Raw genomic sequence first — 23483 nt, 5'->3', positions numbered from 1 at the left:
CAGCCCATGCCACACGCCCAGCAAGAGACAGCGCAGCAGCGGTTCGGCCGGATAGCTGGTGTTGCCGGAGCCGGGACCGCTGCGCTGACCAAGCAAGGTTCGGATCGGCGCCCAGTCCAGTTCCTTCGCTACCAGGTCGAAGATCGTCTCATCCGCCGACGCAAAACCGTCCGCCAGGCTCAACTGACCAAGCACTCGATCGACCATCGCGAATCCTCCTTGCCGGATATCCGCATGGAATCACTGATCCGATTCTGTGCAAAGCCCTCACAAGGGGAGAAGGGAGAACTCGCCGGCGCCACTGCCAATCGCAAACGCTGGTGATTGACTGAGGAGTGAGCGCCAGATTCCCCCTTCTCCCCTTGTGGGAGAAGGTGGCTTGTCGCAAAGCGACAAGACGGATGAGGGGTGTTCCAGCTTGGCGCTGACGGACGTCGTTGCTCGACCTCAAGCCTCCCCAAACACCCGCTTGAAGATCGTGTCGACATGCTTGGTGTGGTAGCCGAGGTCGAATTTCTCACGGATATCGGCTTCGGAGAGGRCCGCCGTCACGTCCTTGTCGGCAAGCAGTTCCTCCAGGAAATCGGCGCCGTGCTCCCAGACTTTCATGGCGTTGCGCTGCACCAGGCGATAGGCGTCCTCGCGTGACAGGCCGGCCTGCGTCAGCGCCAAGAGCACGCGCTGCGAATGCACCAGGCCGCGGAACTTGTTGAGGTTCTTCTCCATGTTCTCGGGATAGACGAGCAGCTTGTCGACGACGCCGGTCAGACGCGCCAGCGCGAAATCCAGCGTCACCGTCGCATCCGGTCCGATCATGCGCTCGACCGAGGAATGCGAAATGTCGCGTTCGTGCCAGAGGGCCACATCCTCCATGGCCGGCAGCGCCATCGACCGCACCATCCGGGCAAGGCCGGTGAGGTTCTCGGTCAGCACCGGGTTGCGCTTGTGCGGCATGGCCGACGAGCCCTTCTGGCCTGGCGAGAAATACTCTTCCGCTTCCAGCACCTCGGTGCGCTGCAGATGGCGGATCTCGACGGCGAGGCGTTCGACCGACGAGGCGATGACGCCGAGGGTCGCAAAGAACATGGCATGGCGGTCGCGCGGAATGACCTGGGTCGATACCGGCTCCGGCTTCAGCCCGAGCTTTGCCGCCACATGCTCTTCGACATAAGGCTCGATGTTGGCGAAGGTGCCGACCGCGCCGGAGATGGCGCAGGTCGCAATATCCTCGCGCGCGTGCACCAGCCGCTCGCGGCAGCGCGAGAACTCGGCATAGGCCTGCGCCAGCTTGACGCCGAAGGTGGTCGGCTCGGCATGGATGCCGTGGCTGCGGCCGATGGTGACGGTATCCTTGTGCTCGAAAGCACGGCGCTTCAGCGCCGCCAGCAAGGCGTCGATGTCGGCAAGCAGGATGTCGCTGGCCCGCGTCAGCTGCACGGCAAGGCAGGTGTCGAGCACGTCCGACGAGGTCATGCCCTGGTGAATGAAGCGGGCATCCGGCCCGACGAATTCGGCCAAGTGGGTGAGGAAAGCAATGACGTCATGCTTGGTGACGCGCTCGATCTCGTCGATCTTGGCGACGTCGAATTTGGCCGCGCCGCCTTTTTCCCAGATGGTCCTTGCCGCTTCCTTCGGGATGACTCCCAATTCCGCCAGCGCATCGCAGGCATGCGCCTCGATCTCGAACCAGATGCGGAAGCGGGTTTCGGGCGACCAGATGGCGACCATTTCCGGCCGGGAATAGCGAGGGATCATTCGTTTTTTAAGTCCTGCCTAGATAAGCGCTGGCCGCGTCCTAACAGAGGCGGGCCCGATGCTCAACGCCGCCGCCGCGCAAACCAGATGCTGACCCCGACAAGCGCTGCAAAACCCAGCGGAAAATAGAGCCGCACGCCAAGCACGACGAACTGGTAGAGCGCGGTCAGCAGCGTGAAGGCGAACTCGAACGCCCAGGTCAGCGTCAACGCCGGTGCGTGCCACTCGGCATAATAGGAGCGATACTGCAACGCGAACAGGCCGCCGGTGAAGGCGAGCGTTGCCGCCAGAAGCGACACGAACGCCGCGGCGAAGGCCGTTTCCCAATTACGGCCGCGAGAAACCAGCCTTGCCAGCGTCAGCCCAACCGGGAAGGCAAGCAAGCCGCCAAGACCATAGAGCAGCGCAACGAACCGGATCCTGTCGGGTGTCTCCCAGGCGGCCAGCAGAAGATTTGCCAGCGCGCTGGCACCCATGGCTGTGCCCCAGAGCAAGGTTCCGACAGCAGCCTCGCTTGCCGAAGGAATTGCGGGACGGAGCCGATCCATGAGGCCGCGGCGCAACGGGACTTGCTGCAACGGCGTCATAGGTGGCAAATCCCATCGCGCGTCGCGCGACCGGGCAGGCTAGGCGTCATCTGTCTCATCGGCGTCATGCCTATCACGCCATGGTGAACGAGACGTGCCGTGCGATGCATCCAATCCGGCGTTCATTTGTTATTGTCGGTCGTCTCGCATCCGAAAGGGCAAATCGCCATCCAGCGGAGGACCAGCATGAGCACCGACATCAGCAAGATACGCGGACATATGGAAGTGATCGGCGCCGATGGCGTCCATATCGGCACCGTCGACAAGGTCGAGGGTGACCGGATCAAGCTGACCAAGGCCGACAGCGGCATGGGCTCGCATAAGGGCCATCACCACTACATCTCGCTTGCCCTGGTCGCGGAGATCGACGGGCAGAAGGTATGGCTCTCCGCGAATTCGGATGTCGCCGTCACCTTCGAGGAAGAAAAGTCCGATCCGACCTGATCAGCGCGACGACCACACAGGGAACAAATCACCCGCGGCCGGCGTCGCGGCATGGACGCCGCGGCTGATCGCACGCGCCATTGTGGCGCCAGCCGCCGCGAACAGGTCGATCGCGGCATCGGCGCCGAGCTCGATGCCGCTCCTGCCGGTCGCCAGGGCAAAGACCAGATCGCCGTCGGCCGGCGTGTGCGTCGGCCAGATGCCGCGGGCGAAGCCGTCATGCGCCGAAATTGCCAGCCGCTTGGCCGCGGCCTTGCTCAGGACGGCGTCGGTGGCGATGACGGCGATGGTGGTGCTGCCGCCTTCGACCTCGCCGCCGACGCTCCGGTCGCGGTATTTCAGCAGGATCTCCCGGGCGTCCTCGGGCATCTGGGCGGGATAGCCCAGGCCGCCGAACTCGTCGCCGATCTCGAAGGGGGCAGCCCAGAAATGGCGGCTGCGGCCGACCGTCACCGAGCCGGTCGGATTGACGGCGGCGAGCGCGCCGATGGTGACGCCGCTGTCGAGCACGGTCGAGGCGGAGCCCAGCCCGCCTTTCAGCCCGGAGGTCAGCGCGCCGGTCCCGGCGCCAGCCGTGCCGATGGCGAAATCGCCGGTTGCCGCCTGCACGGCCTCATAGCCGAGTTCGCGATAGGGCGGATAGCGACCCCAATCCTTGTCGCCGCCATTGCGCAGGTCGAACAGGATCGCGGCCGGCACGATCGGCACGCGGAAGCCGCCAACCTCGACACCGATGTTTTTCTCGCGCAGCGCCGCCTGCACGCCCGAAGCGGCGTCGAGGCCGAAGGCGGAGCCGCCCGACAGAACGACGGCATGGATCGTCGCGATCGAGTTCTGCGGCTCGAGCAGATCGGTTTCGCGCGTGCCCGGCGCGCCGCCCAGCACCTGGATGCCGGCAACCGCGGGCTCGTCGCACAGCACAACCGTGACGCCCGATTTCAGCCTGGCGTCGGCGGCATTGCCGATGCGGAGGCCGTCAACGTCGGTAATGAGATTACGCGGCCCGGTGCGGAACATCACTTGTCCTCCAGCGGTACGAAATGCGTGCCGTCGAAGCGGAAGACGCGGAACGGGTTCTGGCTGAGATCGCCCTTGTCGTCGAAGCGGACGGTGCCGATCGCGGTTGCGAAATCATGGCCAGTCAGCGCTTCGGCGAGCGGCTGACCGGAGCTTTCCGCGCCGGCCAGCGCGGCCTTGGCGACCTCGACCGCGGCATAGGCCGGCAGCGTATAACCATCCGGCGCGATGTTCTTCGCGGCAAAAGCCTGCACGACCTTTGGATCGGCAACCTCCGACCATTCCGGCGTGGCGATCATCAGCGTGCCGACGGGATAGGGCACATCGCCGGGCGGTGTGCGCAGGTTTTCGCCGCCGGCGAAGGTGATGCCGACATCGAGCTGGGCGGCGTCGCGGCCCATGATCGCGATGTCGTCGCCGTCCCCGCCAGCGAACACTTTTGTTGCGCCGGCCTTCTTCAGCCGGCCGACCAGCCCGATCTGGTTGTCGAGCTGCGGCCGGAACGTGTCGACGAAGACCGGCTTCAAGGCAGCCTGCTCGGCCGCGGCGCGAAAGGTCTCGGCCATCTCGCGGCCATAGATGGTGCCGTCATCGACGATGGCGAACAGGTCGTCGCGCCAGAGCTGGGTAAGCTTGGCGGCAACGGCGTTGCGCTCATCGTCGCCGCGCGGGCCGAGCCGGTAGACCGGCCAGCCGGTCTTGGCGCGCCGGTCGGTCAGGCTTTCGGTGCGCACGCCGACGGTGATGACCGCGATGTTGGCATCCTTCAGGGTGGGCAGCGCGGCCTCGATCGCCTCGGTGCAGAGAAAGCCGACCACGACATTGACTTTGGCGTCGACGAATTCCTTTGCCGCCGCGGCGCCGCCGTCGGCGGTGCAGGCGTCGTCCACGACCTTGATGGCGATGCCGTTTGCTTCCGCCGCCATGCCTGCGCCGGCCTCGATCTGCTTGCCCAGGATAGCCGACGGACCGGAAAGCGGAGCGGCGACGCCGATCACCATCTCGGCGTCGGCGCTCGCGGCCAGCGACAGCCAGAACAGCGCGGCTGATGTCGTCGTGAGGAGACGCATTCGGGCTAAGAGATCCTCCATGCCGGGAATACAGTCCCGACACTATTCCAGGAAATGCCTAAAGGCTGGCTAAGCGCCGCGCAACACGCGAATTTGCGGATTGCAGTCAAGCACTTCGCCCGTGCACTGCAACTTGTGGCGTGCAATATGCCGCCATATATAACGAGCTGGTTTCGACAGGTGGATTATCGGGTGCTGAAGATCAACGATATCGGGCCGCAGCACTATCGCGATGCGATGGCGCATTTTGCCGGCCATGTGCATGTGGTGACGACGGACGGGCCCAGCGGCAAACGGGGCGCGACGGTGATCGCCGCCTGTTCGGTCTCGGACACCCCGCCGACGGTGCTGGTCTGCCTCAACCGCGAGAACGCCAAGAACGATGCTTTCGTCAAGAACGGCAAGTTCGCGCTGAACACACTCGCCTCGGATCAGGAAGCGGTATCGGTCGGCTTTTCCGGCGTCACCGGCCTGCCGGCGGAAGAGCGCTTCGCGCTGGCCGAGTGGGATGTGATCTCGACCGGCGCGCCGACCCTGAAAGGCGCGCTTGCCGTGTTCGACTGCGAGATCATCGATGCCAAGGATTTGGCCACCCACCGTGTGCTTTTTGGTAAGGTGACAGGCCTGCGCATCGGCGATAATTTGCGGCCGCTGATCTACCATAACCGCGGCTATCACGTTCTTTGAAACGGGCGGGCGGGATCCACGGAGACGAGATGACCGCGCCGCGCCCCGCGCCGAAATCGATCGACGAAACGCTCGATCTTTTGACCGGCGCGGACTATGTCGCGGACCGCTCGCTGGCGACCGTGCTGTTTTTATCGCTGCGCATGAAGCGGCCCTTGTTCCTCGAAGGCGAGGCGGGCGTCGGCAAGACCGAGATCGCCAAGGTGCTGGCCGACGCGCTCGGCCGCCGGCTGATCCGCCTGCAATGCTATGAGGGGCTTGACGTCTCCTCGGCCGTCTATGAGTGGAACTACGCCGCTCAGATGATCGAAATCCGCATGGAGGAGGCGGCGGGCAAGGTCGTGCGCTCCGACATGGAGCGCAATGTCTTTTCCGAGAAATACCTGATCCGCCGCCCGGTGCTCGACGCGCTGACCGGCAAGGCTGGCGCCGCCCCGGTCTTCCTGATCGACGAGCTCGACCGCACCGACGAAGCGTTCGAGGCGTTCCTGCTCGAGATTTTGTCGGACTTCCAGGTGACTGTCCCTGAACTCGGTACGATCAAGGCGGAAGAGCCGCCGATCGTCATCATCACCACCAATCGCACGCGCGAGATCCACGACGCGTTGAAGCGGCGTTGCCTCTATCATTGGGTCGACTACCCGAACGCCGAGCGCGAGCTGGAGATCGTGCGGCGTAAGGTGCCGCAGGCGAACCGCCGGCTGTCGGCGGAGGTCGTGTCCTTCATCCAGAAACTGCGCCAGGTCGAGCTGTTCAAGGCGCCCGGCGTCGCCGAGACCATCGACTGGGCCGGCGCGCTCACCGAGCTCGACAAGGTGGCGCTTGATCCGGAGACCGTGTCCGACACGATCGGCGTGCTTTTGAAATACCAGGACGACATTGCCCGTATCGGCGAGGGCGAGGGCCGGCGCATCCTCAATGAGGTGAAGGCCGAGCTGTCGGCGGCGGAGTAGATGCGATGCCGTCGCCGCGCCTAGAACCCAAGGAGGCGACAGCCGATGGGCGCATCGCCGACAACATCGTCTATTTCGCGCGGGCGCTGCGCAAGGCCGGCATGCGCGTCGGCCCGGCCTCGGTGAAGGACGCCATCGAGGCGGTGCTTGCCGCCGGCATCGGCTCGCGTGACGATTTCTACTGGACGCTGCATGCGGTGCTGGTCTCGCGGCACGAGGATCATCCGGTCTTCGACGAGGCTTTCCGCCTGTTCTGGAAATCGCGCGAGTTGATCGAGAAGCTGCTGGCGATGTTTTCGCCGATCGCGCCGGACAACGCTGAAAAGCAGAAGCCGCGGGTGGCCGAAAACCGCGTCAGCCAGGCGATGTTCGAAGGCCACCACAAGAACCAGCCGATGCGAGAGGTGCCGGAGATCGAAGTCGACGCGCGCCTCACCTTTTCCGGCAACGAGGTGCTGCGGGGCAAGGATTTCGCCCAGATGGATGCGGCGGAGATGGCCGAAGCCAAAAAGGCGATCGCGGCTTTGCGGCTGCCCTTCGATCTCGTCCGCACGCGGCGCTTCAAGGCCGACGCGCAGGGGCGCCGCATCGACCCGCGCGCGATGATGCGTTCGGCTGCGCGCACCGGCGGCCAGCTTATCCTGCCGAAATTCCGCTCGCCGCGCGAAGTGCATCCGCCGCTGGTGGTGCTGGCCGATATTTCCGGCTCGATGAGCCAGTACACGCGCATCTTCCTGCATTTCCTGCACGCGCTGACGGAGAAGCGTCGCCGTGTGCATGCCTTCGTCTTCGGCACCCGGCTGACCAACCTGACCCGCCAGATGCGACATCGCGATCCGGACGAGGCGCTGGCCGAGTGCTCGGCGGCGGTGAAGGACTGGTCGGGCGGCACACGCATCGGCGATACACTTGCCGAATTCAATCGGCTGTGGTCGCGGCGCGTGCTGGGGCAGGGCGCCGTGGTGCTTCTCATCACCGACGGGCTGGAGCGCGACGACGTCGCCGGCCTGTCGCAGGAGATGGAGCGGCTGCATAAATCCTGCCGGCGGCTGATCTGGCTCAATCCGCTGTTGCGCTTCGACGGCTTCGAGGCGCGCGCGCGCGGCGTCAAGGCGATGCTGCCCTATGTCGACGAGTTCCGGGCGGTGCACAATCTCGATGCGCTGGCCGATCTCTGCGCCTCGCTCGACCAGCACCCGGCAGCCGCGGTAGACCCGCGCCGCTGGCTGCAAACTGGCGGGAGGCGTGCCGCGTAGCCATATGTTTCCTTAGGGGGAACTGAAGTTCCCCTGAAAAACCGATTTTGTGAGAAGCGACGATGGATGAGAGCATTTATCTCGACGAGGCCCGCGATCCCCTGATCATCGCGGAAGGCTGGATGAAGGACGGCAAGGATGTCGCCATCGCGACCGTGGTCGAGACCTGGGGTTCGGCGCCGCGTCCGGTCGGCAGCCATCTTGTCATCGACGCCGAGGGGAACTTCCATGGTTCGGTCTCCGGCGGCTGCGTGGAGGGCGCCGTGGTGACGGAGGCGATCGATGTCATCGACAGCGGCAAGGCGAAGATGCTGGAGTTCGGCGTCGCCGACGAAACCGCCTGGCAGGTCGGGCTGTCCTGCGGCGGCCGCATCAAGGTCTATGTCGAAAGGCTGGGCTGACCGTCGTGGATCCGTATGTCCTGAAGACACTGAACGAAGAACGCCGCGCCCGCCGCGCCGCGGTGCTTGTCACCGACCTTGGCGATGGCCGCGACCGCATCGTGCGCGAGGGCGACCAGGTTGCGGGCGATCTTGGGGCGGCGATCGCCAATGCGTTCCGCACCGGCAATTCGCGGTCGGTGGAAGCGGAAGGGCGGACCTTCTTCCTCAACGCGCATCTGCCGCGCCCGCGCCTTGTGGTGATCGGCGCGGTGCATATCAGCCAGGCGCTGGCGCCGATGGCCAGGATCGCCGGCTATCCCGTCGAGATCATCGATCCGCGCACTGCGTTTGCCACGCCGGAGCGCTTTCCGGACGTCGCGCTGCATGCCGAATGGCCGGAGGATGTGCTGAAGCGCGCGCCGCTCGACAGCTATACCGCGCTTGCCGCCGTCACCCATGATCCGAAGATCGACGATTTCGCGCTGAAGGCGGCGCTCGACGCCCGGTGCTTCTATGTCGGGGCGCTCGGCAGCCGCAAAACCCACGCCAAACGTGTCGAACGCCTGCTGGCGCTTGGCGCCGGCGCCGACCAGATCGCCCGCATCCATGCGCCGATCGGCCTCGACATCGGCGCGGCCAGTCCGGCCGAGATCGCCGTCGCCGTCCTGGCGCAAACCATCCACGCCTTCCGCTCGCGCGGCCTCGAAGCAAAAGGCGCCGTGGCGTGAAATTCGGGCCGGTTCCGATCGATGAGGCGGAAGGGGCGGTGCTGGCGCATGCGACCGCCGCCGGCGACAAACGGTTCCGCAAAGCGCACCGGCTGAGCAGCGAGGATATCGCGGCGCTCAAGGCGGCGGGCATCGGCGAGGTCGTCGCCGCGGTGCTCGCCGAGGACGATCTCGGCGAGGACGCCGCCGCCGCGAAGATCGCCGCCGCCATGAGTCATCGCAACATCGAGGTCAAGCCGGCCGCGACCGGGCGGGTGAACCTGCATGCGGGTGCCTCAGGCGTGTTTACCGTCGATGCCGGGATGATCGATGCCATCAATGCCGTCGATCCGGCCATCACCATCGCGACGCTGGCGCAGCATGCGCCGGTCGAGAAGGGCCAGATGGTGGCGACGGTGAAGATCATTCCCTTCGCCGTCGCCGCCAGCCTGGTGGACAGCGTGGTGAGGATCTGCGGCGGTCGTGAGATATTTGCCGTCAACGCCTATCGCCCCGTCACCGTCGGCGTCATTCAGACGGTGCTTCCAGGCGTCAAGCCGAGCGTGCTCGACAAGACGCTGCGCGTCACCGAGGCGCGGTTGGCGCGTTCCGGCGGCCGGCTGACGGCCGAGCGGCGCACGCCGCACGAGATTGCGCCGGTCGCGGCGGCCGCAGCCCAGCTGGCGCGCGACAACGATATGGTGGTGATCTTCGGGGCCTCGGCCATGAGCGACTTCGCCGATGTCGTGCCGGCCGCGATCGAGCGCGCAGGCGGCACGGTCGTCCGCGCGGGCATGCCGGTCGATCCCGGCAATCTGCTGGTGCTGGGGACGCTGGACGGCAAGCGCGTCGTCGGCGCGCCCGGCTGTGCCCGCAGCCCGAAGGAGAACGGCTTCGACTGGGTGCTCGATCGCCTGGTTGCCGGGCTCGAGGTGACAGCAGGCGATATTGCCGGCATGGGCGTCGGCGGGCTGTTGATGGAAATCCCGACCAGGCCGCAGCCGCGCGAGCCGGCGCCGCAACCGGCGAGGTCGGCGCTGAAAGTCGATATCGTGCTGCTGGCCGCCGGCCGGTCGAGCCGCATGGGTGGGCCGAACAAGCTTCTGGCGCTGTTCGACGGCGAGCCGCTGGTCCGCCGTACCGCCTCCCGCGCGCTGGGCTCGAAGGCCGCGGCCACCATCGTCGTCACTGGTCACCAGCGCGAACGCGTGCGTTCGGCGCTTGGCGGGCTCGAGGTGGAACTCGCGGACAATCCCGATTTCGCCGACGGCCTTGCCTCGTCGTTGAAGGCGGGCATCGCCAAGGTCGCGCCCGACGCGGCCGGCGCCATGATCGTGCTTGGCGACATGCCCGGCGTCTCGTCGAAGGACCTCGACAGCCTGATCGATGCGTTCCGCCGTTCCGGCGGTCACGCCGTAGTGCGCGCCTCGCATCAGGGCAAGCGCGGCAATCCGGTGCTTTTGCCGCGATCGCTTTTCGCGGCCGTCGCGCAGCTCGAGGGCGATACCGGCGCGCGCCATCTGGTCGAGGCCGAGGGACTCGATGTGATCGATGTCGAGATCGGGCAGGGCGCCGCGATCGATGTCGACACGCGCGAGGCGCTGGAAGGGGCGGGCGGCGTTCTGCAGGATTGACAAAGCAGAGCCGAATTTCGCATGCCTCTAGGCATGTTTTTCCGCTTCCTCTTCGCCCTGCTCGTTGCAATCGGTTTTGCCGTCCAGGCTGCCCATAGCCAGACGCTTTCTCTGAAACCGTTCAAGGACGACCTGTTCGCCTATCCGGCGGCGCTCTCGACCGGCGACAATGGCGCCTACACCGTCCTCGACTATCATGAGATGCGCGACATCAACCAGCGTGACGAGGTGCCGGAAAAGCGCGTGCGTGCGCAATACACCGACCCAGGTGTGCGCAAGGTGCAGCAGGACCTGATGCTGAAGACCGACGCCGGCGATATCAGGCATGTCGCGGTCGGCAGGACGGAAGGCGCCTCCATCATCGTGCTCTACCTGCACGGGCAAGGCGGCAGCCGCAAGCAAGGCGTCGACGACTTCACCTTCGGCGGCAATTTCAACCGTATCAAGAACCTGATGGCCGCCAATAACGGCCTCTATCTGTCGCCCGATTTCCCCGATTTCGGCGACAAGGGCGCGGCGCAGGTCGCGGCGCTCATCGGTCACTATGCCCAACAATCGCCGGGCGCGAAGATATTCGTCGCCTGCGGTTCGATGGGCGGGATGATCTGCTGGAAGCTGGCGGATCGAAAGGACACGGGCAGCCGCATCAACGGCCTGCTGCTGCTCGGCTCGCTATGGGACGACAGCTTCTTGACCAGCCCCGCCTTCAAGCGCCGCGTGCCGGTTTTCTTCGGCCAGGGCAGCCATGACGTGGTCTTCCCAGTGGAGAAGCAGGAAGCCTTCTTCCGCTCGATCTTGGCCAAGAAGTCTTACCCGACCCGTTTCGTGCGCTTCGAGACCGGCACGCACGGCACGCCGATCCGCATGGTCGACTGGCGCGGCGCGCTGAACTGGATGCTGACGAAAGCGCCCTGATCAACGGTTCCGCGTTCAAGGGGCGGTGTTGTAGTCGATGACCGTCTGCGGGTTGATCTCGCCGTCATAGGACGCATCGACGTCATACTGGACGAGCGAGAAATCGCCGTTGCGGAACAGGTAGGTTCCCGATGACGAGGCATCCCCCACGCCGCGCCATTTGTTGGACGTGGTGATGGTTTTGGTATTGTCGTCATAGTCGGAGTTGGTCGCCCAGCCGCTGGTCTTGAAACCAATGATGTGGATCGATTCGACCTTGCCTTCGCTGTTGTTGTTCTCGTAGCGGATGTCGAGGTCCGGCTCGGTGAATTGCAGCTGGGTCACGCCGTTGACATCGTCGGCGATGTAGTAGACCGCCGTCTCGTTATAGGCGGCCATCGAGCAGAAGAAGCGGAACAGCCGCGTCTCGCGCTCCGGGTCGTTGGGCTGGGCGTCCTTGTCCTTGTAGTGGATGGAGTAAGCCTCGGGCTCGCCGATCGGCTTGCCGTTCGGATCCTCCTTGTCGCACTGGTCGCCATAGGTAGCGAGGAAGGCTTTCCTGGCCTGTTCCAGCGCCTCGTCCTTCTTCGGCGGCGGAGGGCCGTCGCCACAGCTTGCCGGCACGGCGCTGTCGAAATCCTCGGTCGACGGCTTCAGCGTGCCCTTGTCGATGAAGATCGGCTGGAAGGGCGGCTCCTGGATCTGCGCGTTGACCTGGCGGACCGTGTAGCAGCCGGCGAAAATCTTGGCCTCGCCCTTCTTGTCGGTTGCCTGAATGGCGACCGGGACGCTGTAATAGATGCTGCCGGCCGCCCCTTCGTTCGACACGGCGCCAGTCTTGACTTCAACGCTGTCGGTGCCGTCATAACCCTTGACGAAGGCGTTGAAGTCCTTTGCCGGCTTCGTGTCGCCGAAATAGCCCCAGGCGCGGGCGAATTCGTGGCGATTGATGGCGCTGTAGAGCGAACGGACGACCGCATCGGCGCTTGACCGGTCATCGATATAGGGCGCATCCGCCGCGAGCGCCGATTGCGTGAAGCCGGCCACTGAAAAAAAGACGGTCGCTGCGAAAACGGCTCTTTTCATCGAATCCTCCGCTCGGTAACGAAAATACTACCATGGCGATTGCGGCGGCGTGGTGACGCCATGGGCAGGGCCGCTTGAAGAATCGTGGCGGGAGGCGCTAGGTCACGGCCCGCGGCGCTGGGGCCGCATGGGGAGATTGCCCGTGACCATTTCCATGTACGACATATCGGTCGGCGTGTTTGCCGCCAGGCTGAAGGCGCTAGCCAGCGTCCTGACCGCGGCGGAGCAGAATGCCGGCGAGCGCAAGATCGATCCGCAGGTGTTCCTCACCGCGCGGCTGGCGCCCGACATGTTCGCGCTGACCAGGCAGGTCCAGACCGCCACCGACCATGCCAAGGGCGCGCCGTCGCGGCTGGCCGGCCGCGAGGTGCCGAGATACGAGGACAATGAAGCGAGCTTCGCCGAGCTGCAGGCCCGAATCGCCAAGACGCTTGATCATCTGGCGACGTTTACGGCGGCCGATCTGGAAGGATCGGAAGACAGGACGATCGAATTGAGGCTTGGCGGTCGCGAGACCACGCTGCCCGGCCTGCAGTACCTGCTCAACGTGGCGACGCCGAATTTCTACTTCCACGTTACCACGGCCTACGACATCCTGCGCCACAATGGCGTGCCGCTCGGCAAGCAGACTTTCCTCGGAAATCGCTGACTTTTGAACCGGTTGGAGGTTTCCCGGCATCCCGGGAAACCTCTTTGGTTCAGCGCGGCCTCAGCGGATCGACATTTCACGCGCGATGCGCGGAAAATCCGCAGGCTTGATGCCGATATCGGCGCGGTCGGCATTGCTCATCGCGTTCAGAAGCGCGAGCGCCGCACGGTAACGCTGGTGTTCCTGCGGCCTCGGCCGAGCGAACATTTCAGTGAAGAACCCCATGACTCAATTGCCCCTGTTGGTCCTCCCGACATCACGATATAGGTGATTTGCTAAGATTGTGCAGTGCAGCAATTGCATGGCTGCCATGCCGGATGAAATTTTTTCCGCCACAATCGATTTTTCCGTGAAACTTTCCGGTGGGCTCGATCGTAGGGACCGGTGCCGGCTCATGGCCGGCTTTTTCCTCGCCACTCCTGGCGACCCTGCCGGGCTGCCAGAAAATGCAGTCCGGCTTTTTCCCGTCTTTCCGAGCGCAAAGCCGCCAATTGTCAGTGTCGCCAGCATTCATTTTTAACGACAGCGCCCTATGTTCGGCGGCATCAACGCATGCCGTCATCACAGGGGAGGCTGAGATCGGTACCGGGACCAAGCTCGATTTCGCTTCGTTGCTCGACGACCTGATCGTCGCCTCGGAGAAAGGCGAGGAGCAGGGCGCCCGGCCATCTATTCCCTTCGACTATCTGTCCGTGGCCGATGAGCTGCATTCCGGCCGCATCAAGGTTGCCGGCGAGAGTGTCGCCGCCGAATATCGCGAGTCGGGCGCCGACCTTGCGGCTGAGTTCGCGGCACTGCTCGACCAGGCGAAACTGACGCTGGCCGGCGAAGAACACCGGCCTGAGGAGAAGCTGCCGCCGATCGATCCCGAAGCGATCGCCGGCGAGCTCGGCCTCGACCGTCCGGCCAAGAACGCCGATTTCGGCCGCATCCGCCGCAACTTCGCCTTCGCCAACCATCCGGACCGGGTCGCGCCGCATCTGCGCCAGCGCGCCATGATCCGCATGCAGGTGGCCAACATGCTGATCGACGAGGCCAAGCGGCGGGCTTTGGCGGCAACACGTCGGTAGCCGCGCTGAATCCTTAAAAAGTCGATGGCCGCAGGGGCTTGGAGAAGCCGCGGCCTGTGCTTTATGCTTGAATTTCCTCCCCGCGCAGCCCGCGCAAGACCTCCCGCCGGAGAACCCCCATGCATAAACGCCGCCTCGGTCGGACCGACCTCCTTGTTTCGCAAATCTGCCTCGGCTCGATGACCTGGGGTCAGCAGAACACCGAGGCCGAGGGCCACGCCCAGATGGATCTGGCGTTCTCGCGCGGCGTGAATTTCATCGACACGGCCGAGCTTTACCCGATCCCGCCCAAGGCGGAGACGCAAGGACGGACCGAGAAGACCATCGGCAGCTGGATGAAGGCCAATCGCAACCGCGACAAGGTCATCCTTGCCTCCAAGGTCGTCGGCCGCACGGCCAACGCGTGGTTCCGCGGCGATCGTCCGTCGAAGCTGGTGCGCGCCGACATTTTCGACGCTGTCGAGAAATCGCTGGCCAAGCTCGGCACCGACTACATCGACCTCTATCAGATCCACTGGCCGGACCGGGATATTCCGTGGGGCTCGAATCCGACGCGCGTGGGAGCGGTGGCGCGGCGCGCGGATGCGGCAGGTGCTCCGGGAGACGAGACGCCGATCGCCGAAACGCTCGCCGTCTTCGATGAACTGGTGAAGGCCGGAAAGATCCGCCATCTCGGCCTGTCGAACGAAAGCTCCTGGGGCGTCATGCGCTTCGTCTTCGAAGCCGAGAAGGGCACGGGTCCACGCGTCGCCTCGCTGCAGAACGCCTACAACCTCGTCAACCGCACGTTCGAGGTGAACCTCGCCGAGGTTTGCGAGCGCGAGGAGATCGCGTTTCTTCCCTATTCGCCGCTGGCGCAGGGCTATCTCACCGGCAAATACGATCATGGCGCGCGGCCGCAGGGTTCGCGCTCGCAGCTCTTCAACCGCGGCCAGCGCTACGAGACGTCGAATGCGGCGGAAGTGCTGCTTCAATACACCGAGCTGGCGCGTTCCTTCGACATGGAGCCGGCGCTCTTCGCCAACGCCTATGTGGYGAGCCGGCCGTTCGTGACCGCGAATATCGTCGGCGCGACCACCATCGCGCAGCTCGAGATGGCGCTGTCCTCGGTCGACGTCACCTGGACGGAAGAGATGCAGAAGGCGGTCGATGCCATCCACCAGCGTGTCGGCAATCCGTGCCCTTGAGCGGGAATCGTTTGCAAAACAAAGGGGTGGAGAAGATGGCAGATTTTCCGATCGAGGCCGTGCGCGGCAAGTTTCCGGCGCTCTCGCTGACCGATAAAGGGCGCCGGCGCATCTATCTCGATAATCCCGCCGGCACGCAGGTGCCGCTGACGGTGGYCGACGCGGTGTCGCGCTGCCTGCTCTCGACCAACGCGAACCTGGGTGGGTTCTTTGAGACCACGCTTGCGGCCCAAAAGGCGGTCGATGGGGCGCATGCCGCGATGGCCGATTTCCTCAATGCTGCGAGTGCCGAGGAGATCGTCATCGGCGCCAACATGACGACGCTGACCTATCACATGTCGCGCACGCTTGGCCGCACGATGAATCCCGGCGATGAAATCATCGTCACGCGCATGGACCATGAAGGCAATGTCTCGCCCTGGTTGCAGCTCGCCGAGGATCTCGGCCTTGTCGTGCGCTTCCTGCCGTTCGACGAGCGGAGCTGGCAGGTGGAGGAGACAGCGCTCAAGGCGCTGCTTTCGGACAAGACGCGCCTCGTCGCGCTGAACTATGCCTCCAACCTCACCGGCTCGATCAACCGGGTGAAGGCGCTGACGGCGGCAGCTAAACAAGCCGGCGCGCTGGTCTATGTCGATGCCGTGCAGTTCGCGCCGCATGGGCTGATCGACGTGCAGGAACTTGGCTGCGACTTCCTCATCTGCTCGGCCTATAAATTCTTCGGGCCGCATATGGGCATATTGTGGGGCCGCCGCGATGTCATCGACGCGCTGAAACCGTACAAATGCCGCTGCTCTTCGAACGTCCTGCCCGAGCGGTTCGAGCTTGGCACGCCGCAGATCGAGCTGATGGCCGGGCTGACGGCGGCAATCGACTATTTCGCAGATATCGGCGCTGCCGCCGGCGAGGGCGGCTCACGCCGGCAGCGTATCGCCAAGGCGTTCGAGGTTTCGATCGCCTACGAGAACACGCTTGCCCGGCAATTGATCGAGGGCCTGTCCGACATCGAGGGCCTGGTCATCCACGGCATCACCGATCCGGAGCGTCTCGCCGAGCGGGTGCCGACCATTTCCTTCACCGTCGAGGGCATCGAGCCGGAAACGATCGTGCGGCAGATGAATGCCGAGAACATCTTTGTCTGGTCAGGCCACAATTATGCGTGGGAGGTCGTCCACCAACTCGGCATTCCGGCCGAGCAGGGCGTCGTGCGCATCGGCATCGCGCATTACAACACGGCTGCCGAGATCGGAGAGACGCTGGAAAGCGCGCATCGCGTGATCGCGATGCTGAGGCAGCAGCGCTAGTCTTTCTTGCCGCCGAAACCGGTCAGGAAGGCTGTGAGGTTGTCGCCGAGCGCATCGCAGAGATAGCCGCCTTCCTGGACGATGACCGTCGGCAGGTCGAGCCCGGCTATCGCCTCGCCGATGCGCGAGAAGCCCGGCGTCGTCACCGACAGGCCACCGAACGGATCGCCCTCGAAAGCGTCGAGGCCGAGCGCCACCACAAGCGCTTCCGGCGCGAAGGCGCGGATGCGCTGGAAGGCCGTCGCCAGCGCTTCGAGAAAGGCCGTGTCGCCGGATTTGCGCGGCAGCGGCAAGTTGAGATTGTAGCCGAGGCCGGGACCTTCGCCGCGCTCGTCGGCATGTCCCCAGAAGAACGGATAGAAGCGCACCGGATCGGCGTGCAGCGAGACGGTCAGCACATCGGGACGGGCATAGAAGATGCCTTGCGTGCCGTTGCCGTGGTGCAGGTCGACATCGAGGATGGCGACGCGGGCGGAATTCTTGCGGAGAACCTGAGCCGCGACGGCCGAATTGTTGATGAAGCAGAAGCCGCCGGCGACATCGGCGAAGGCGTGATGGCCCGGCGGGCGGCAGAGCGCATAGGCCGACGGCGCGCCGGCCATCACCGCTTCGGCGGCTTCCACCGCGCTCCAGGCGCTCCACAACGCGCTGTTCCAGGTCTCGGCCGAGATTGGGCAGGCGGTGTCGGCCATGTGGTAGCCGGCCTGGCCGACCGCCGTGGCCGGATAGGAGCCGTTGCGGGCGATCGGGTGGATGTTCGGGATCACCTCCGCCGATGCGCCTTCGATGCGCTGCCAGCGCGTGAAAATGTGCTCGAGGAAGTCGAGATATTCAGGCGTATGCACCGCCGCGACCGGACCAAGCCCATGATTCCTCGGGCGTTCGACCGTCAATCCTGCCAATCTTGCGCCGGCTAACAATCTTTCGATCCGCTCCGGCTTTTCCGGGTTCGGCTGCGGCGCGCCGCTGGAGAGGAAAGCCTTGGGATCATGGCGTTTCTGTTCCTCGGCATAGAAGGCTTTCATCGTCATTCCTCCGGCGTGTCGGCAAAGGCGAAAAAAGCGTCGCCGACGATCTTCTGCACCTGCTCGTAACTCGACCAGCCGATGCCCAGTTTCTCATAGAAGGCCTTGGCGGTTTCGTTGTCGGTGTCGACGGAGAGCCTCAGATAGGCGCCGCCCGTCGCGCGGCACTCTTTCGCGACGCGCCGCAGCAGCCTTTCGCCCACCCGGCGGCCGCGGAAGCGATCCTCGACGTAAAGGTCCTGCACATAGACGCCCGGTCGGCCCATCCAGGTCGAGAAGATCGGAAAATGCAGGCAAAGCCCGGCGAATTCGCCGCCGATCTCGGCGATCAGGGTCGAGAAGGCGGGCCTTTCGCCGAAGCCGTAGCGACGAAGGTCGTCGGGCGTCGAGGTGATTTCCTGATGCGCGCCGATATGGGTGCCGAGGCGCAGCAGGGCGCCGTGGATGGTTTCGACGTCGTCGATGCGACCGGGGCGGAGGGTGACCGGTGCCGGCATCAAAACACCTTCATCACCCTTCCATCGGCAGGTCGAGTTCCTGCGCCAGCGCCTCCAGCGAATCGCCGATGATGGAGATCATCTCGCCGATCTGCTCTCTGGTGATGATCATCGGCGGCGCCACCATGAAATTGTCGCCGTCGACGCCGCCCTTGACCTTGCGGCCATAGATGATGAGGCCGCGCGCATAGGCGTGGTCGAGCAGGCGCTGTGTTGCCTTCAGGGCCGGATCGATCGGCTTCAATGTCTCCGGATCGGCGACCATTTCGGCGCCGGTGAGCAAGCCCTTGCCGCGCACGTCGGCGATGAAGGGGAAGCGCTTTTGCAAGCCCTTCAACTCCGCCATCAGCACGTCGCCCATGGCGGCTGCGTTGGCGATGAGATCGAGCCGGTCCATCTCGCCAAGCACGGCAAGGCCCGCGGCGCAGGCCAGCGGATTGCCGGCATAGGTGTGGCCGTGCTGGAAGCCGCCCGAGGCAAGCAGCGGCTCGACCAGCCGCATCGGCGCGGCCAGCGCTCCGAGCGGCGCATAGCCCGAGCCCAGCCCCTTCGAGAGCGCGACGATGTCCGGCCTGCAATTCCAGTGGTCGCCGCCGAGAAATTTGCCTGTCCTGCCGGCCCCGCTCATTACCTCGTCATGAATCAGAAGGATGCCGTAGCGGTCGCAGATTTCGCGGATGCGCGGATAATAGCTGTCGGGCGCGACGAGCGCAGCCGTTGCGGCGCCGCCGACCGGCTCCATGATGAAGGCCAGAACGCTTTCCGGGCCTTCGGACTGGATCTTTTCCTCCAGCATGTCGGCATAGCGGAGGCCGCGCTGTTCCATCGACAGGTTATCGCGGTCGCGCCAGGCCGTCGGCGCCGGCACGGTCGGCATCACCTTCATCATCGGGGTGAAGGTCTCGGCCAGCGCGTCATCGCCGGTGATGGAAAGTGAGCCGAGCGTGCCGCCATGATAGGAAGGGAAGCGGGTGATCACCTTCCAGCGCTTGGGCTGGCCGGTGGCGACCGCCCATTGCCGGGCGAGCTTGATGCAGGACTCGGTCGCTTCCGAGCCGCCGGAGACGAAGAAGATGCGGTCCATGCCTTCAGGCAGCTTGCCGGCAAGCTCCCGCGCGAGCTCCTCGGCCGGCTCGTTCTCGAAATGCAGCCGGTAGGCGAAGGTGGTTTTGTCCATCTGCCGCTTCATGGCGTCGAGGACGTTACGGTTGGAGTGGCCGATATTGGCGACCATCGGCCCACTCGAGCCGTCGATGAAGCGGCGGCCGTCCTTGGTCCAGAAATAGATGCCCTCGGCGCGGTCGACGAGTGGCCGGCGCAGGCTCGACAGATAGAATAGATGCGACGGCGGCCGCGCTTCGATTTCGGGCGAGGGCTTGGCTTGGGACTTCGGCATTGTCAGGACTTTCCAAGATAGCGGTCGAGAACATTCTTGGTCACGCGTTCGACCATCGCGTCCTGCCTTAGCAGGCCGGCGACCCATTCGCAGCTTCCGGCGTGGAAGACCTCACCCTTGCCGCGCGGGAAATTGACGATCATGCCGTTGCCGCGCTTGACCTTTTCGAGATTGGCGTCGCTCGCCTCGCCGAAAAGCGTCTCGGCGGTGAAGCGGCCGTCCTCGTCGGTGAGGAACTGATCCTCGATCGGAATGTCGGCGCTTTCCTCGACCTGGCTCGCCATGCCGACGGCCAGCACCTGCAGGCCATCCGGCGCGCCGCTGGTTTCAGTCGGGTAGGGCAGGCCGCCACGGATTTCAAAATCCAGGCCGTCGACCTCATAGCCATAGACATGGCTGTCGGCACCGAGCAGGTCGCCATAATAGATGCCGGTGCCGGCGAAGGCCCAGTGCTCCGGACGGTAGACCGGAAAGCCGCGCACGCCGCGCGGCGCGCAGCCGCCCCAGCCGGCATAGACGCCCCTGGTGGCGTTGAGGCCGAAGGTGGCGCTGCCCGGGCGGCCGATCTCGGGCGCCTCCCAGGAGTTGGTGGCGCGGGTGACGTTGCCGCCGCGATAGGCGGGGTCCTCCGCGCGCGCCTTGTATTTGTAGCAGACCTGGCGGCGGCCTTCGTCTTCCAGCCTCGTCTGCCACATGAAATTGCCGGCGAAGCGCGCCGCATGTCCGCCGCGCTCGACGTAATTGTCGACGGCGTCGCGCATCTCCCAGGTCCAGTATTCATCGTGCCCGACGAAGACGACGCAATCATAGCCATCGAGGATGTTGGGCGAGAAATGGAGCTCGTGCTGACTGGCGAGATCAATCGCATAACCGGCGCGCTCGGCGAAGCGGAAGAAATGGCTGTCGTAGCTCGCCCAGCCCGAAGAGGCGTATTTCTTCGAATGGCCAGTGGCGAAGGCCCACTCCATATGCGGATAGCGCGGCACGGTCTTCGGCGGCACCGCGACGTCCAGCGGCACGCGCGGCGCGTCCTGGGGCAGCACGACGAAGCCGCGGCACCAGGGGCGCTGCGTCGATACCGTCGTGGCATATTGGTCGCGGTTCGGGCCGGTGATGCCCTGATAATGATTCGAGCCGCCCCAGGTGTTGTAGGCGGTCCAGGTGCCGGTGGCGGCGACCTGCAGCAGGCGGCCTGGCTTGCGACCGGGCAAGGGCGCTACGATGAAAAGATGGTGGCTGCGGATCGGATTGCCGTCGCGGCCGTCGGCAAGAAGCGTGACGCGATAGGCGCCGGACGGCCAGTCGTCGCCGATGCGGAATTCGAACGAAGCCTCCCAGCCGCAGCCTTCGACCGAGCATTGGTCGGGCGTATCCTGCCAGCGCGCCGACAGGCCAGCTCCCTCGAAGACCTTGGTTTCGCTGTTGCCGTCGCGGATGACGGCAAGGCTGAATTGCGGCGCCGTCGCGCTGACGAAAAGCGTCACCGTCTCGCCCGGATGATAGGAAAACCGGTCGCTGTAACACCAGATCTCACCGCCGGAGCCATCCATTCCCGGCCATTCGTAATAGTGGCCGCGCACCGCTTCGCGGCGCTGCTCGGGCGTCAGTCCGAAGTCGGGAAATTCGGTGGGCAGTTGCGTCAAGGAACACCTGAGATCACGAGGCCGTCATTGAGACCATTGGCCGGCCGAGCGTCAAATGGAAAGCATCGGGCCAGCGCGCGCTTGGCCATATCCGGCAAACAGACTATTTCATGGGAAGGCGACGTTCAGTGCCGGGGAGTCGACATGCTGCGGGTACAAAAGGTCAAGGTCGACGACATCTACGTGCCGACGGCGCGTCGCAAGACGCTGCATCCCGAGACCGTGCGCCATCTTGCCGAGGATATCCTCGAGAATGGCATGAAGACGCCGATCCAGGTGCGGCACGACGGCAAGCGCCACATCCTAGTTGAGGGGCTGCACCGGCTCGAARCCGCCAAGTGGCTCGGCGAAACCACGATCGACGCCTATCTCGTGCAGGCCAAGCGCCACTGATCCTGAGCGTCCGGCCGCTTCATCACCGTTACCGATCGCGTCCCATCAATGCTTTTTGATTGACGCTGCCGCGCCGGCGGCTAGAGCGTGCCGATAGTTCACGAACAGGAAGCTTGCCATGGCAAAATATGAGGGCGGATGCCTGTGCGGCGCGGTGCGCTACAAGGCCGAAGTCGAACCGGTCAACGAACGGGTCTGCCATTGCCGGATCTGCCAGAGAGCGATYGGCGCCGCCTTCAATGCGCGACTTCTGTTCCGTATCGACGACGTGACCATCGAAGGCCCGGTGGCGACAATCAATTCCACGCCGGACCTCAAGCGCGGCTTCTGCCCGGCCTGCGGCACCACGCTGTTCTCACGGCGCGACTCCCGGGGCATTCTCGGCGTCACGTCGGGGTCGCTCGACGACCCGTCGCTGTTCAAGCCCGACATGCATTTCTGGACCGCCTCGAAGCAGCCCTGGGTGATGCTCGACGATGGCCTGCCGCAATATGAAGGCGCGCCGCCGGCCTGAGTCATTGCGACGCAGGCCTGCACAAAAATTTCATCTTCGATTCACGACATAGCCGGCAAAGCGTCATTGGCGAGCCATCATTGCTGCCTATTTAAAGCGGTGCGGGCCGGCATCGAGGAGGCGACGGATGAGCGAGAGCATCAACACCCTGGACGAGCTTTTGAACGACCCGATGATCCAGCTCGTGATGGAACGCGACCGGGTGCGTCCGGCCGAGATCCGCCTGCTTCTGGAGAAGGCGCGCGACAGGGCTGGCGATGATTCCCGCATCGACCAGGCTTCGGTGCCGCCGGCGCATGTGGTGGCAAGAAGCTGCCTGAAGCAATGGCTCTACCGCTGAGGCGGCCCACAAAATGTCAGTTTCCCGCCGGAATTGCGCAGGGACAACAGCTGCCGATCAACTCGAATGCGCGGGCAGGTAGCTGTAATGATTGCGCAAATAGGCGAGCTTGAAGCCGAGCCGGTCGTAGTTGCGATAGGCCGGTCCGTCGCGGTCGGGGCGCGGCGCCTCGATGTCGGCGACAAAAAGTTTTGCGCCGGCGGCGATGCCGTCGCGAACCAGCCTTTCGCCAAGCATGGCGTCAAGATCGAAGCTCGGCGCCATGATGCCGGGCACCGGCGCATCGATGCCGCTCCAGGCGGTGCCGTCTGAGATGAAGAGCGAGCGCACGGCGGCGACCGCACCCCTGCGTTTCAGCATGTAGTGACGCCAGCCCTTGCGGCCGACAAGCGCCATGAGCCAGGGCGAGGTGGGGAGCCTGTATTTGGCATCGATGAAGGAAGCCCATTGCGAAGCTGTCCTGGGCGTGACCTGCTCGACCACCAGATCGTCTACCGGGATCAGCGGGTCACCCGGGAAAAGTGGTTTGTCCGGCAGCGGCGTCGCGTCGCGATAGATGCGCTCCCAACCGCCCTGATGCTGCAGGCCGCGCGCTTCCAGCCAGCATCGCAGCCGCGCCGGTTCGACATGCGGGTTGGTATAGAACCACGGCCGCGTGATACCGGCATCACGGTAGCGCGCGAGCAGCGCGTCGACCTGTTCTTCCGTCGCCGGACCGTCGACACCGATATTCTTCACGCAGTTGAAATGGATGAACGGGATCGTCGTGCAGGTGGTCCAGACCAGATCGCCCTCGCTCGCGATCGACAGCCCTTGCCGCGCGGCGAAGTCGGTGGGCGCCGCTTCGTAGAGGTCGAGCCAGGCCGCCACTTCGGCGCGCTCGATGGCGCGGCTGAAATCGCGCGACACCTCCTCGATTGCGATTTCAGGGACATGCGTTTCCGGCGGCGTGACCGGCTCCAATTCCGCGAGGGCGGCGGTCGACATGACTATCC

At 64.7% G+C, this 23483-nt stretch carries 28 protein-coding genes; 16 read left to right on the top strand and 12 right to left on the bottom strand.

The features are described from left to right. The 3 genes from LCM4577_RS23915 to LCM4577_RS23905 all read right to left on the bottom strand — a co-directional run. Positions 1-207 (bottom strand): hypothetical protein (locus LCM4577_RS23915; RefSeq protein ID WP_131803507.1); only part of this gene is annotated, 207 nt, incomplete at its 3' end. Positions 208-447: 240 nt separating this feature from the next. Next, positions 448-1755, bottom strand: coding sequence for an adenylosuccinate lyase (gene purB / locus LCM4577_RS23910; protein WP_071073741.1), 1308 nt, complete (start codon positions 1753-1755; stop codon positions 448-450). 62 nt (positions 1756-1817) lie between these two features. Continuing rightward, the gene (locus LCM4577_RS23905; RefSeq protein WP_116390144.1) at positions 1818-2231 is read right to left on the bottom strand and encodes a hypothetical protein; all 414 of its coding nucleotides are present in this window, start codon (positions 2229-2231) and stop codon (positions 1818-1820) included. A 297-nt stretch (positions 2232-2528) separates the two neighbouring features. On the opposite strand from LCM4577_RS23905, the gene LCM4577_RS23900 reads away from it, so the two are divergent. Then, a complete protein-coding gene (locus LCM4577_RS23900; RefSeq protein ID WP_040982323.1) occupies positions 2529-2786 on the top strand; it encodes a DUF2171 domain-containing protein in 258 nt (85 codons plus the stop codon). Here LCM4577_RS23900 and LCM4577_RS23895 read toward each other — a convergent pair whose 3' ends face one another. After that, positions 2787-3803 carry a P1 family peptidase gene (locus LCM4577_RS23895; protein ID WP_071073739.1) on the bottom strand — a complete coding sequence of 339 codons (1017 nt, stop codon included), beginning with the start codon at positions 3801-3803 and terminating at the stop codon, positions 2787-2789. Further along, on the bottom strand, positions 3803-4873 hold the full coding sequence (locus LCM4577_RS23890; RefSeq protein ID WP_116390143.1) for a branched-chain amino acid ABC transporter substrate-binding protein: 1071 nt from the start codon (positions 4871-4873) through the stop codon (positions 3803-3805). Before LCM4577_RS23890 ends, LCM4577_RS23895 begins: the two co-directional genes overlap by 1 nt. A 192-nt stretch (positions 4874-5065) precedes the next feature. On the opposite strand from LCM4577_RS23890, the gene LCM4577_RS23885 reads away from it, so the two are divergent. From LCM4577_RS23885 to LCM4577_RS23855, 7 genes are all read left to right on the top strand, one after another. After that, a complete protein-coding gene (locus LCM4577_RS23885; RefSeq protein ID WP_071036107.1) occupies positions 5066-5560 on the top strand; it encodes a flavin reductase in 495 nt (164 codons plus the stop codon). 29 nt (positions 5561-5589) lie between these two features. Further along, a complete protein-coding gene (locus LCM4577_RS23880) occupies positions 5590-6513 on the top strand; it encodes a MoxR family ATPase (RefSeq protein WP_041008673.1) in 924 nt (307 codons plus the stop codon). Positions 6514-6518: 5 nt separating this feature from the next. After that, on the top strand, positions 6519-7769 hold the full coding sequence (locus LCM4577_RS23875; RefSeq protein ID WP_071073736.1) for a VWA domain-containing protein: 1251 nt from the start codon (positions 6519-6521) through the stop codon (positions 7767-7769). Positions 7770-7831: 62 nt separating this feature from the next. Then, positions 7832-8170 carry an XdhC family protein gene (locus LCM4577_RS23870; protein WP_040981220.1) on the top strand — a complete coding sequence of 113 codons (339 nt, stop codon included), beginning with the start codon at positions 7832-7834 and terminating at the stop codon, positions 8168-8170. Between the two features lie 5 nt (positions 8171-8175). Next, positions 8176-8880 (top strand): XdhC family protein, encoded by a 705-nt coding sequence (locus LCM4577_RS23865; protein WP_071036098.1) that lies wholly within the window; start codon positions 8176-8178, stop codon positions 8878-8880. Next, on the top strand, positions 8877-10493 hold the full coding sequence (locus LCM4577_RS23860) for an NTP transferase domain-containing protein (protein WP_071036097.1): 1617 nt from the start codon (positions 8877-8879) through the stop codon (positions 10491-10493). Before LCM4577_RS23865 ends, LCM4577_RS23860 begins: the two co-directional genes overlap by 4 nt. A gap of 33 nt (positions 10494-10526) precedes the next feature. Beyond that, a complete protein-coding gene (locus tag LCM4577_RS23855) occupies positions 10527-11408 on the top strand; it encodes an alpha/beta hydrolase (protein ID WP_071073735.1) in 882 nt (293 codons plus the stop codon). A 15-nt stretch (positions 11409-11423) separates the two neighbouring features. On the opposite strand, the gene LCM4577_RS23850 is transcribed toward LCM4577_RS23855, so the two are convergent. Beyond that, positions 11424-12473: a DUF1176 domain-containing protein gene (locus LCM4577_RS23850; RefSeq protein ID WP_071073734.1), complete on the bottom strand. Its 1050-nt coding sequence runs from the start codon at positions 12471-12473 to the stop codon at positions 11424-11426. A gap of 142 nt (positions 12474-12615) precedes the next feature. On the opposite strand from LCM4577_RS23850, the gene LCM4577_RS23845 reads away from it, so the two are divergent. Continuing rightward, entirely contained in the window at positions 12616-13122 is a 507-nt protein-coding gene (locus tag LCM4577_RS23845) for a DUF1993 family protein (RefSeq protein WP_071073732.1), read from the top strand. Between the two features lie 60 nt (positions 13123-13182). On the opposite strand, the gene LCM4577_RS23840 is transcribed toward LCM4577_RS23845, so the two are convergent. Next, positions 13183-13347 (bottom strand): DUF1127 domain-containing protein, encoded by a 165-nt coding sequence (locus tag LCM4577_RS23840; protein WP_082037063.1) that lies wholly within the window; start codon positions 13345-13347, stop codon positions 13183-13185. A gap of 76 nt (positions 13348-13423) precedes the next feature. On the opposite strand from LCM4577_RS23840, the gene LCM4577_RS23835 reads away from it, so the two are divergent. From LCM4577_RS23835 to LCM4577_RS23820, 4 genes are all read left to right on the top strand, one after another. Then, a complete protein-coding gene (locus tag LCM4577_RS23835; protein WP_131803326.1) occupies positions 13424-13642 on the top strand; it encodes a hypothetical protein in 219 nt (72 codons plus the stop codon). A 91-nt stretch (positions 13643-13733) separates the two neighbouring features. Then, complete coding sequence (locus LCM4577_RS23830) at positions 13734-14192, top strand: hypothetical protein (protein ID WP_082037062.1); 459 nt, start codon at positions 13734-13736, stop codon at positions 14190-14192. A 119-nt stretch (positions 14193-14311) separates the two neighbouring features. After that, positions 14312-15379, top strand: a complete 1068-nt coding sequence (locus LCM4577_RS23825; RefSeq protein ID WP_071073730.1) for an aldo/keto reductase — start codon at positions 14312-14314, stop codon at positions 15377-15379. 35 nt (positions 15380-15414) lie between these two features. Further along, the gene (locus tag LCM4577_RS23820; protein ID WP_071073728.1) at positions 15415-16680 is read left to right on the top strand and encodes a cysteine desulfurase-like protein; all 1266 of its coding nucleotides are present in this window, start codon (positions 15415-15417) and stop codon (positions 16678-16680) included. On the opposite strand, the gene LCM4577_RS23815 is transcribed toward LCM4577_RS23820, so the two are convergent. From LCM4577_RS23815 to LCM4577_RS23800, 4 genes are read right to left on the bottom strand one after another with little or no spacing between them, the layout of a single operon-like run. Further along, on the bottom strand, positions 16677-17705 hold the full coding sequence (locus LCM4577_RS23815) for a histone deacetylase family protein (RefSeq protein ID WP_071036092.1): 1029 nt from the start codon (positions 17703-17705) through the stop codon (positions 16677-16679). The genes LCM4577_RS23820 and LCM4577_RS23815 overlap by 4 nt on opposite strands. Positions 17706-17707: 2 nt before the next feature. Continuing rightward, positions 17708-18202 (bottom strand): GNAT family N-acetyltransferase, encoded by a 495-nt coding sequence (locus LCM4577_RS23810; protein WP_071036091.1) that lies wholly within the window; start codon positions 18200-18202, stop codon positions 17708-17710. A gap of 13 nt (positions 18203-18215) precedes the next feature. Beyond that, complete coding sequence (locus LCM4577_RS23805) at positions 18216-19598, bottom strand: aspartate aminotransferase family protein (protein ID WP_071073726.1); 1383 nt, start codon at positions 19596-19598, stop codon at positions 18216-18218. Positions 19599-19600: 2 nt separating this feature from the next. Beyond that, complete coding sequence (locus LCM4577_RS23800; protein WP_041000751.1) at positions 19601-21241, bottom strand: N,N-dimethylformamidase beta subunit family domain-containing protein; 1641 nt, start codon at positions 21239-21241, stop codon at positions 19601-19603. 144 nt (positions 21242-21385) lie between these two features. Between LCM4577_RS23800 and LCM4577_RS23795 the strand changes: the two genes are divergently transcribed. The 3 genes from LCM4577_RS23795 to LCM4577_RS23785 all read left to right on the top strand — a co-directional run bounded on the left by LCM4577_RS23795 (position 21386) and on the right by LCM4577_RS23785 (position 22488). Beyond that, positions 21386-21634 (top strand): ParB N-terminal domain-containing protein, encoded by a 249-nt coding sequence (locus LCM4577_RS23795; RefSeq protein ID WP_071073724.1) that lies wholly within the window; start codon positions 21386-21388, stop codon positions 21632-21634. A 118-nt stretch (positions 21635-21752) separates the two neighbouring features. Next, a complete protein-coding gene (locus tag LCM4577_RS23790; RefSeq protein WP_040981201.1) occupies positions 21753-22148 on the top strand; it encodes a GFA family protein in 396 nt (131 codons plus the stop codon). A 127-nt stretch (positions 22149-22275) separates the two neighbouring features. After that, positions 22276-22488, top strand: a complete 213-nt coding sequence (locus tag LCM4577_RS23785) for a hypothetical protein (RefSeq protein WP_041008661.1) — start codon at positions 22276-22278, stop codon at positions 22486-22488. Positions 22489-22545: 57 nt separating this feature from the next. On the opposite strand, the gene LCM4577_RS23780 is transcribed toward LCM4577_RS23785, so the two are convergent. After that, positions 22546-23475 carry a hypothetical protein gene (locus tag LCM4577_RS23780; protein ID WP_071073722.1) on the bottom strand — a complete coding sequence of 310 codons (930 nt, stop codon included), beginning with the start codon at positions 23473-23475 and terminating at the stop codon, positions 22546-22548. Between the last annotated feature and the right edge of the window lie 8 nt (positions 23476-23483).

This window comes from Mesorhizobium sp. LCM 4577, from assembly GCF_001854795.2.
Taxonomy (GTDB): Bacteria; Pseudomonadota; Alphaproteobacteria; order Rhizobiales; family Rhizobiaceae; genus Mesorhizobium; species Mesorhizobium plurifarium.
This window is presented reverse-complemented; position numbering and strand designations above follow the sequence as displayed.

Excerpts from the sequence above, each read along its gene's own strand:
- LCM4577_RS23905 (WP_116390144.1), bottom strand. The coding sequence starts at position 2,231 with ATGGGTGCCAGCGCGCTGGCAAATCTTCTGCTGGCCGCCTGGGAGACA.
- LCM4577_RS23900 (WP_040982323.1), top strand. The coding sequence starts at position 2,529 with ATGAGCACCGACATCAGCAAGATACGCGGACATATGGAAGTGATCGGC.
- LCM4577_RS23895 (WP_071073739.1), bottom strand. The coding sequence starts at position 3,803 with ATGTTCCGCACCGGGCCGCGTAATCTCATTACCGACGTTGACGGCCTC.
- LCM4577_RS23890 (WP_116390143.1), bottom strand. The coding sequence starts at position 4,873 with ATGCGTCTCCTCACGACGACATCAGCCGCGCTGTTCTGGCTGTCGCTG.
- LCM4577_RS23880 (WP_041008673.1), top strand. The coding sequence starts at position 5,590 with ATGACCGCGCCGCGCCCCGCGCCGAAATCGATCGACGAAACGCTCGAT.
- LCM4577_RS23875 (WP_071073736.1), top strand. The coding sequence starts at position 6,519 with ATGCCGTCGCCGCGCCTAGAACCCAAGGAGGCGACAGCCGATGGGCGC.
- LCM4577_RS23870 (WP_040981220.1), top strand. The coding sequence starts at position 7,832 with ATGGATGAGAGCATTTATCTCGACGAGGCCCGCGATCCCCTGATCATC.
- LCM4577_RS23855 (WP_071073735.1), top strand. The coding sequence starts at position 10,527 with ATGTTTTTCCGCTTCCTCTTCGCCCTGCTCGTTGCAATCGGTTTTGCC.
- LCM4577_RS23850 (WP_071073734.1), bottom strand. The coding sequence starts at position 12,473 with ATGAAAAGAGCCGTTTTCGCAGCGACCGTCTTTTTTTCAGTGGCCGGC.
- LCM4577_RS23840 (WP_082037063.1), bottom strand. The coding sequence starts at position 13,347 with ATGGGGTTCTTCACTGAAATGTTCGCTCGGCCGAGGCCGCAGGAACAC.
- LCM4577_RS23835 (WP_131803326.1), top strand. The coding sequence starts at position 13,424 with ATGGCTGCCATGCCGGATGAAATTTTTTCCGCCACAATCGATTTTTCC.
- LCM4577_RS23815 (WP_071036092.1), bottom strand. The coding sequence starts at position 17,705 with ATGAAAGCCTTCTATGCCGAGGAACAGAAACGCCATGATCCCAAGGCT.
- LCM4577_RS23810 (WP_071036091.1), bottom strand. The coding sequence starts at position 18,202 with ATGCCGGCACCGGTCACCCTCCGCCCCGGTCGCATCGACGACGTCGAA.
- LCM4577_RS23805 (WP_071073726.1), bottom strand. The coding sequence starts at position 19,598 with ATGCCGAAGTCCCAAGCCAAGCCCTCGCCCGAAATCGAAGCGCGGCCG.
- LCM4577_RS23785 (WP_041008661.1), top strand. The coding sequence starts at position 22,276 with ATGAGCGAGAGCATCAACACCCTGGACGAGCTTTTGAACGACCCGATG.
- LCM4577_RS23780 (WP_071073722.1), bottom strand. The coding sequence starts at position 23,475 with ATGTCGACCGCCGCCCTCGCGGAATTGGAGCCGGTCACGCCGCCGGAA.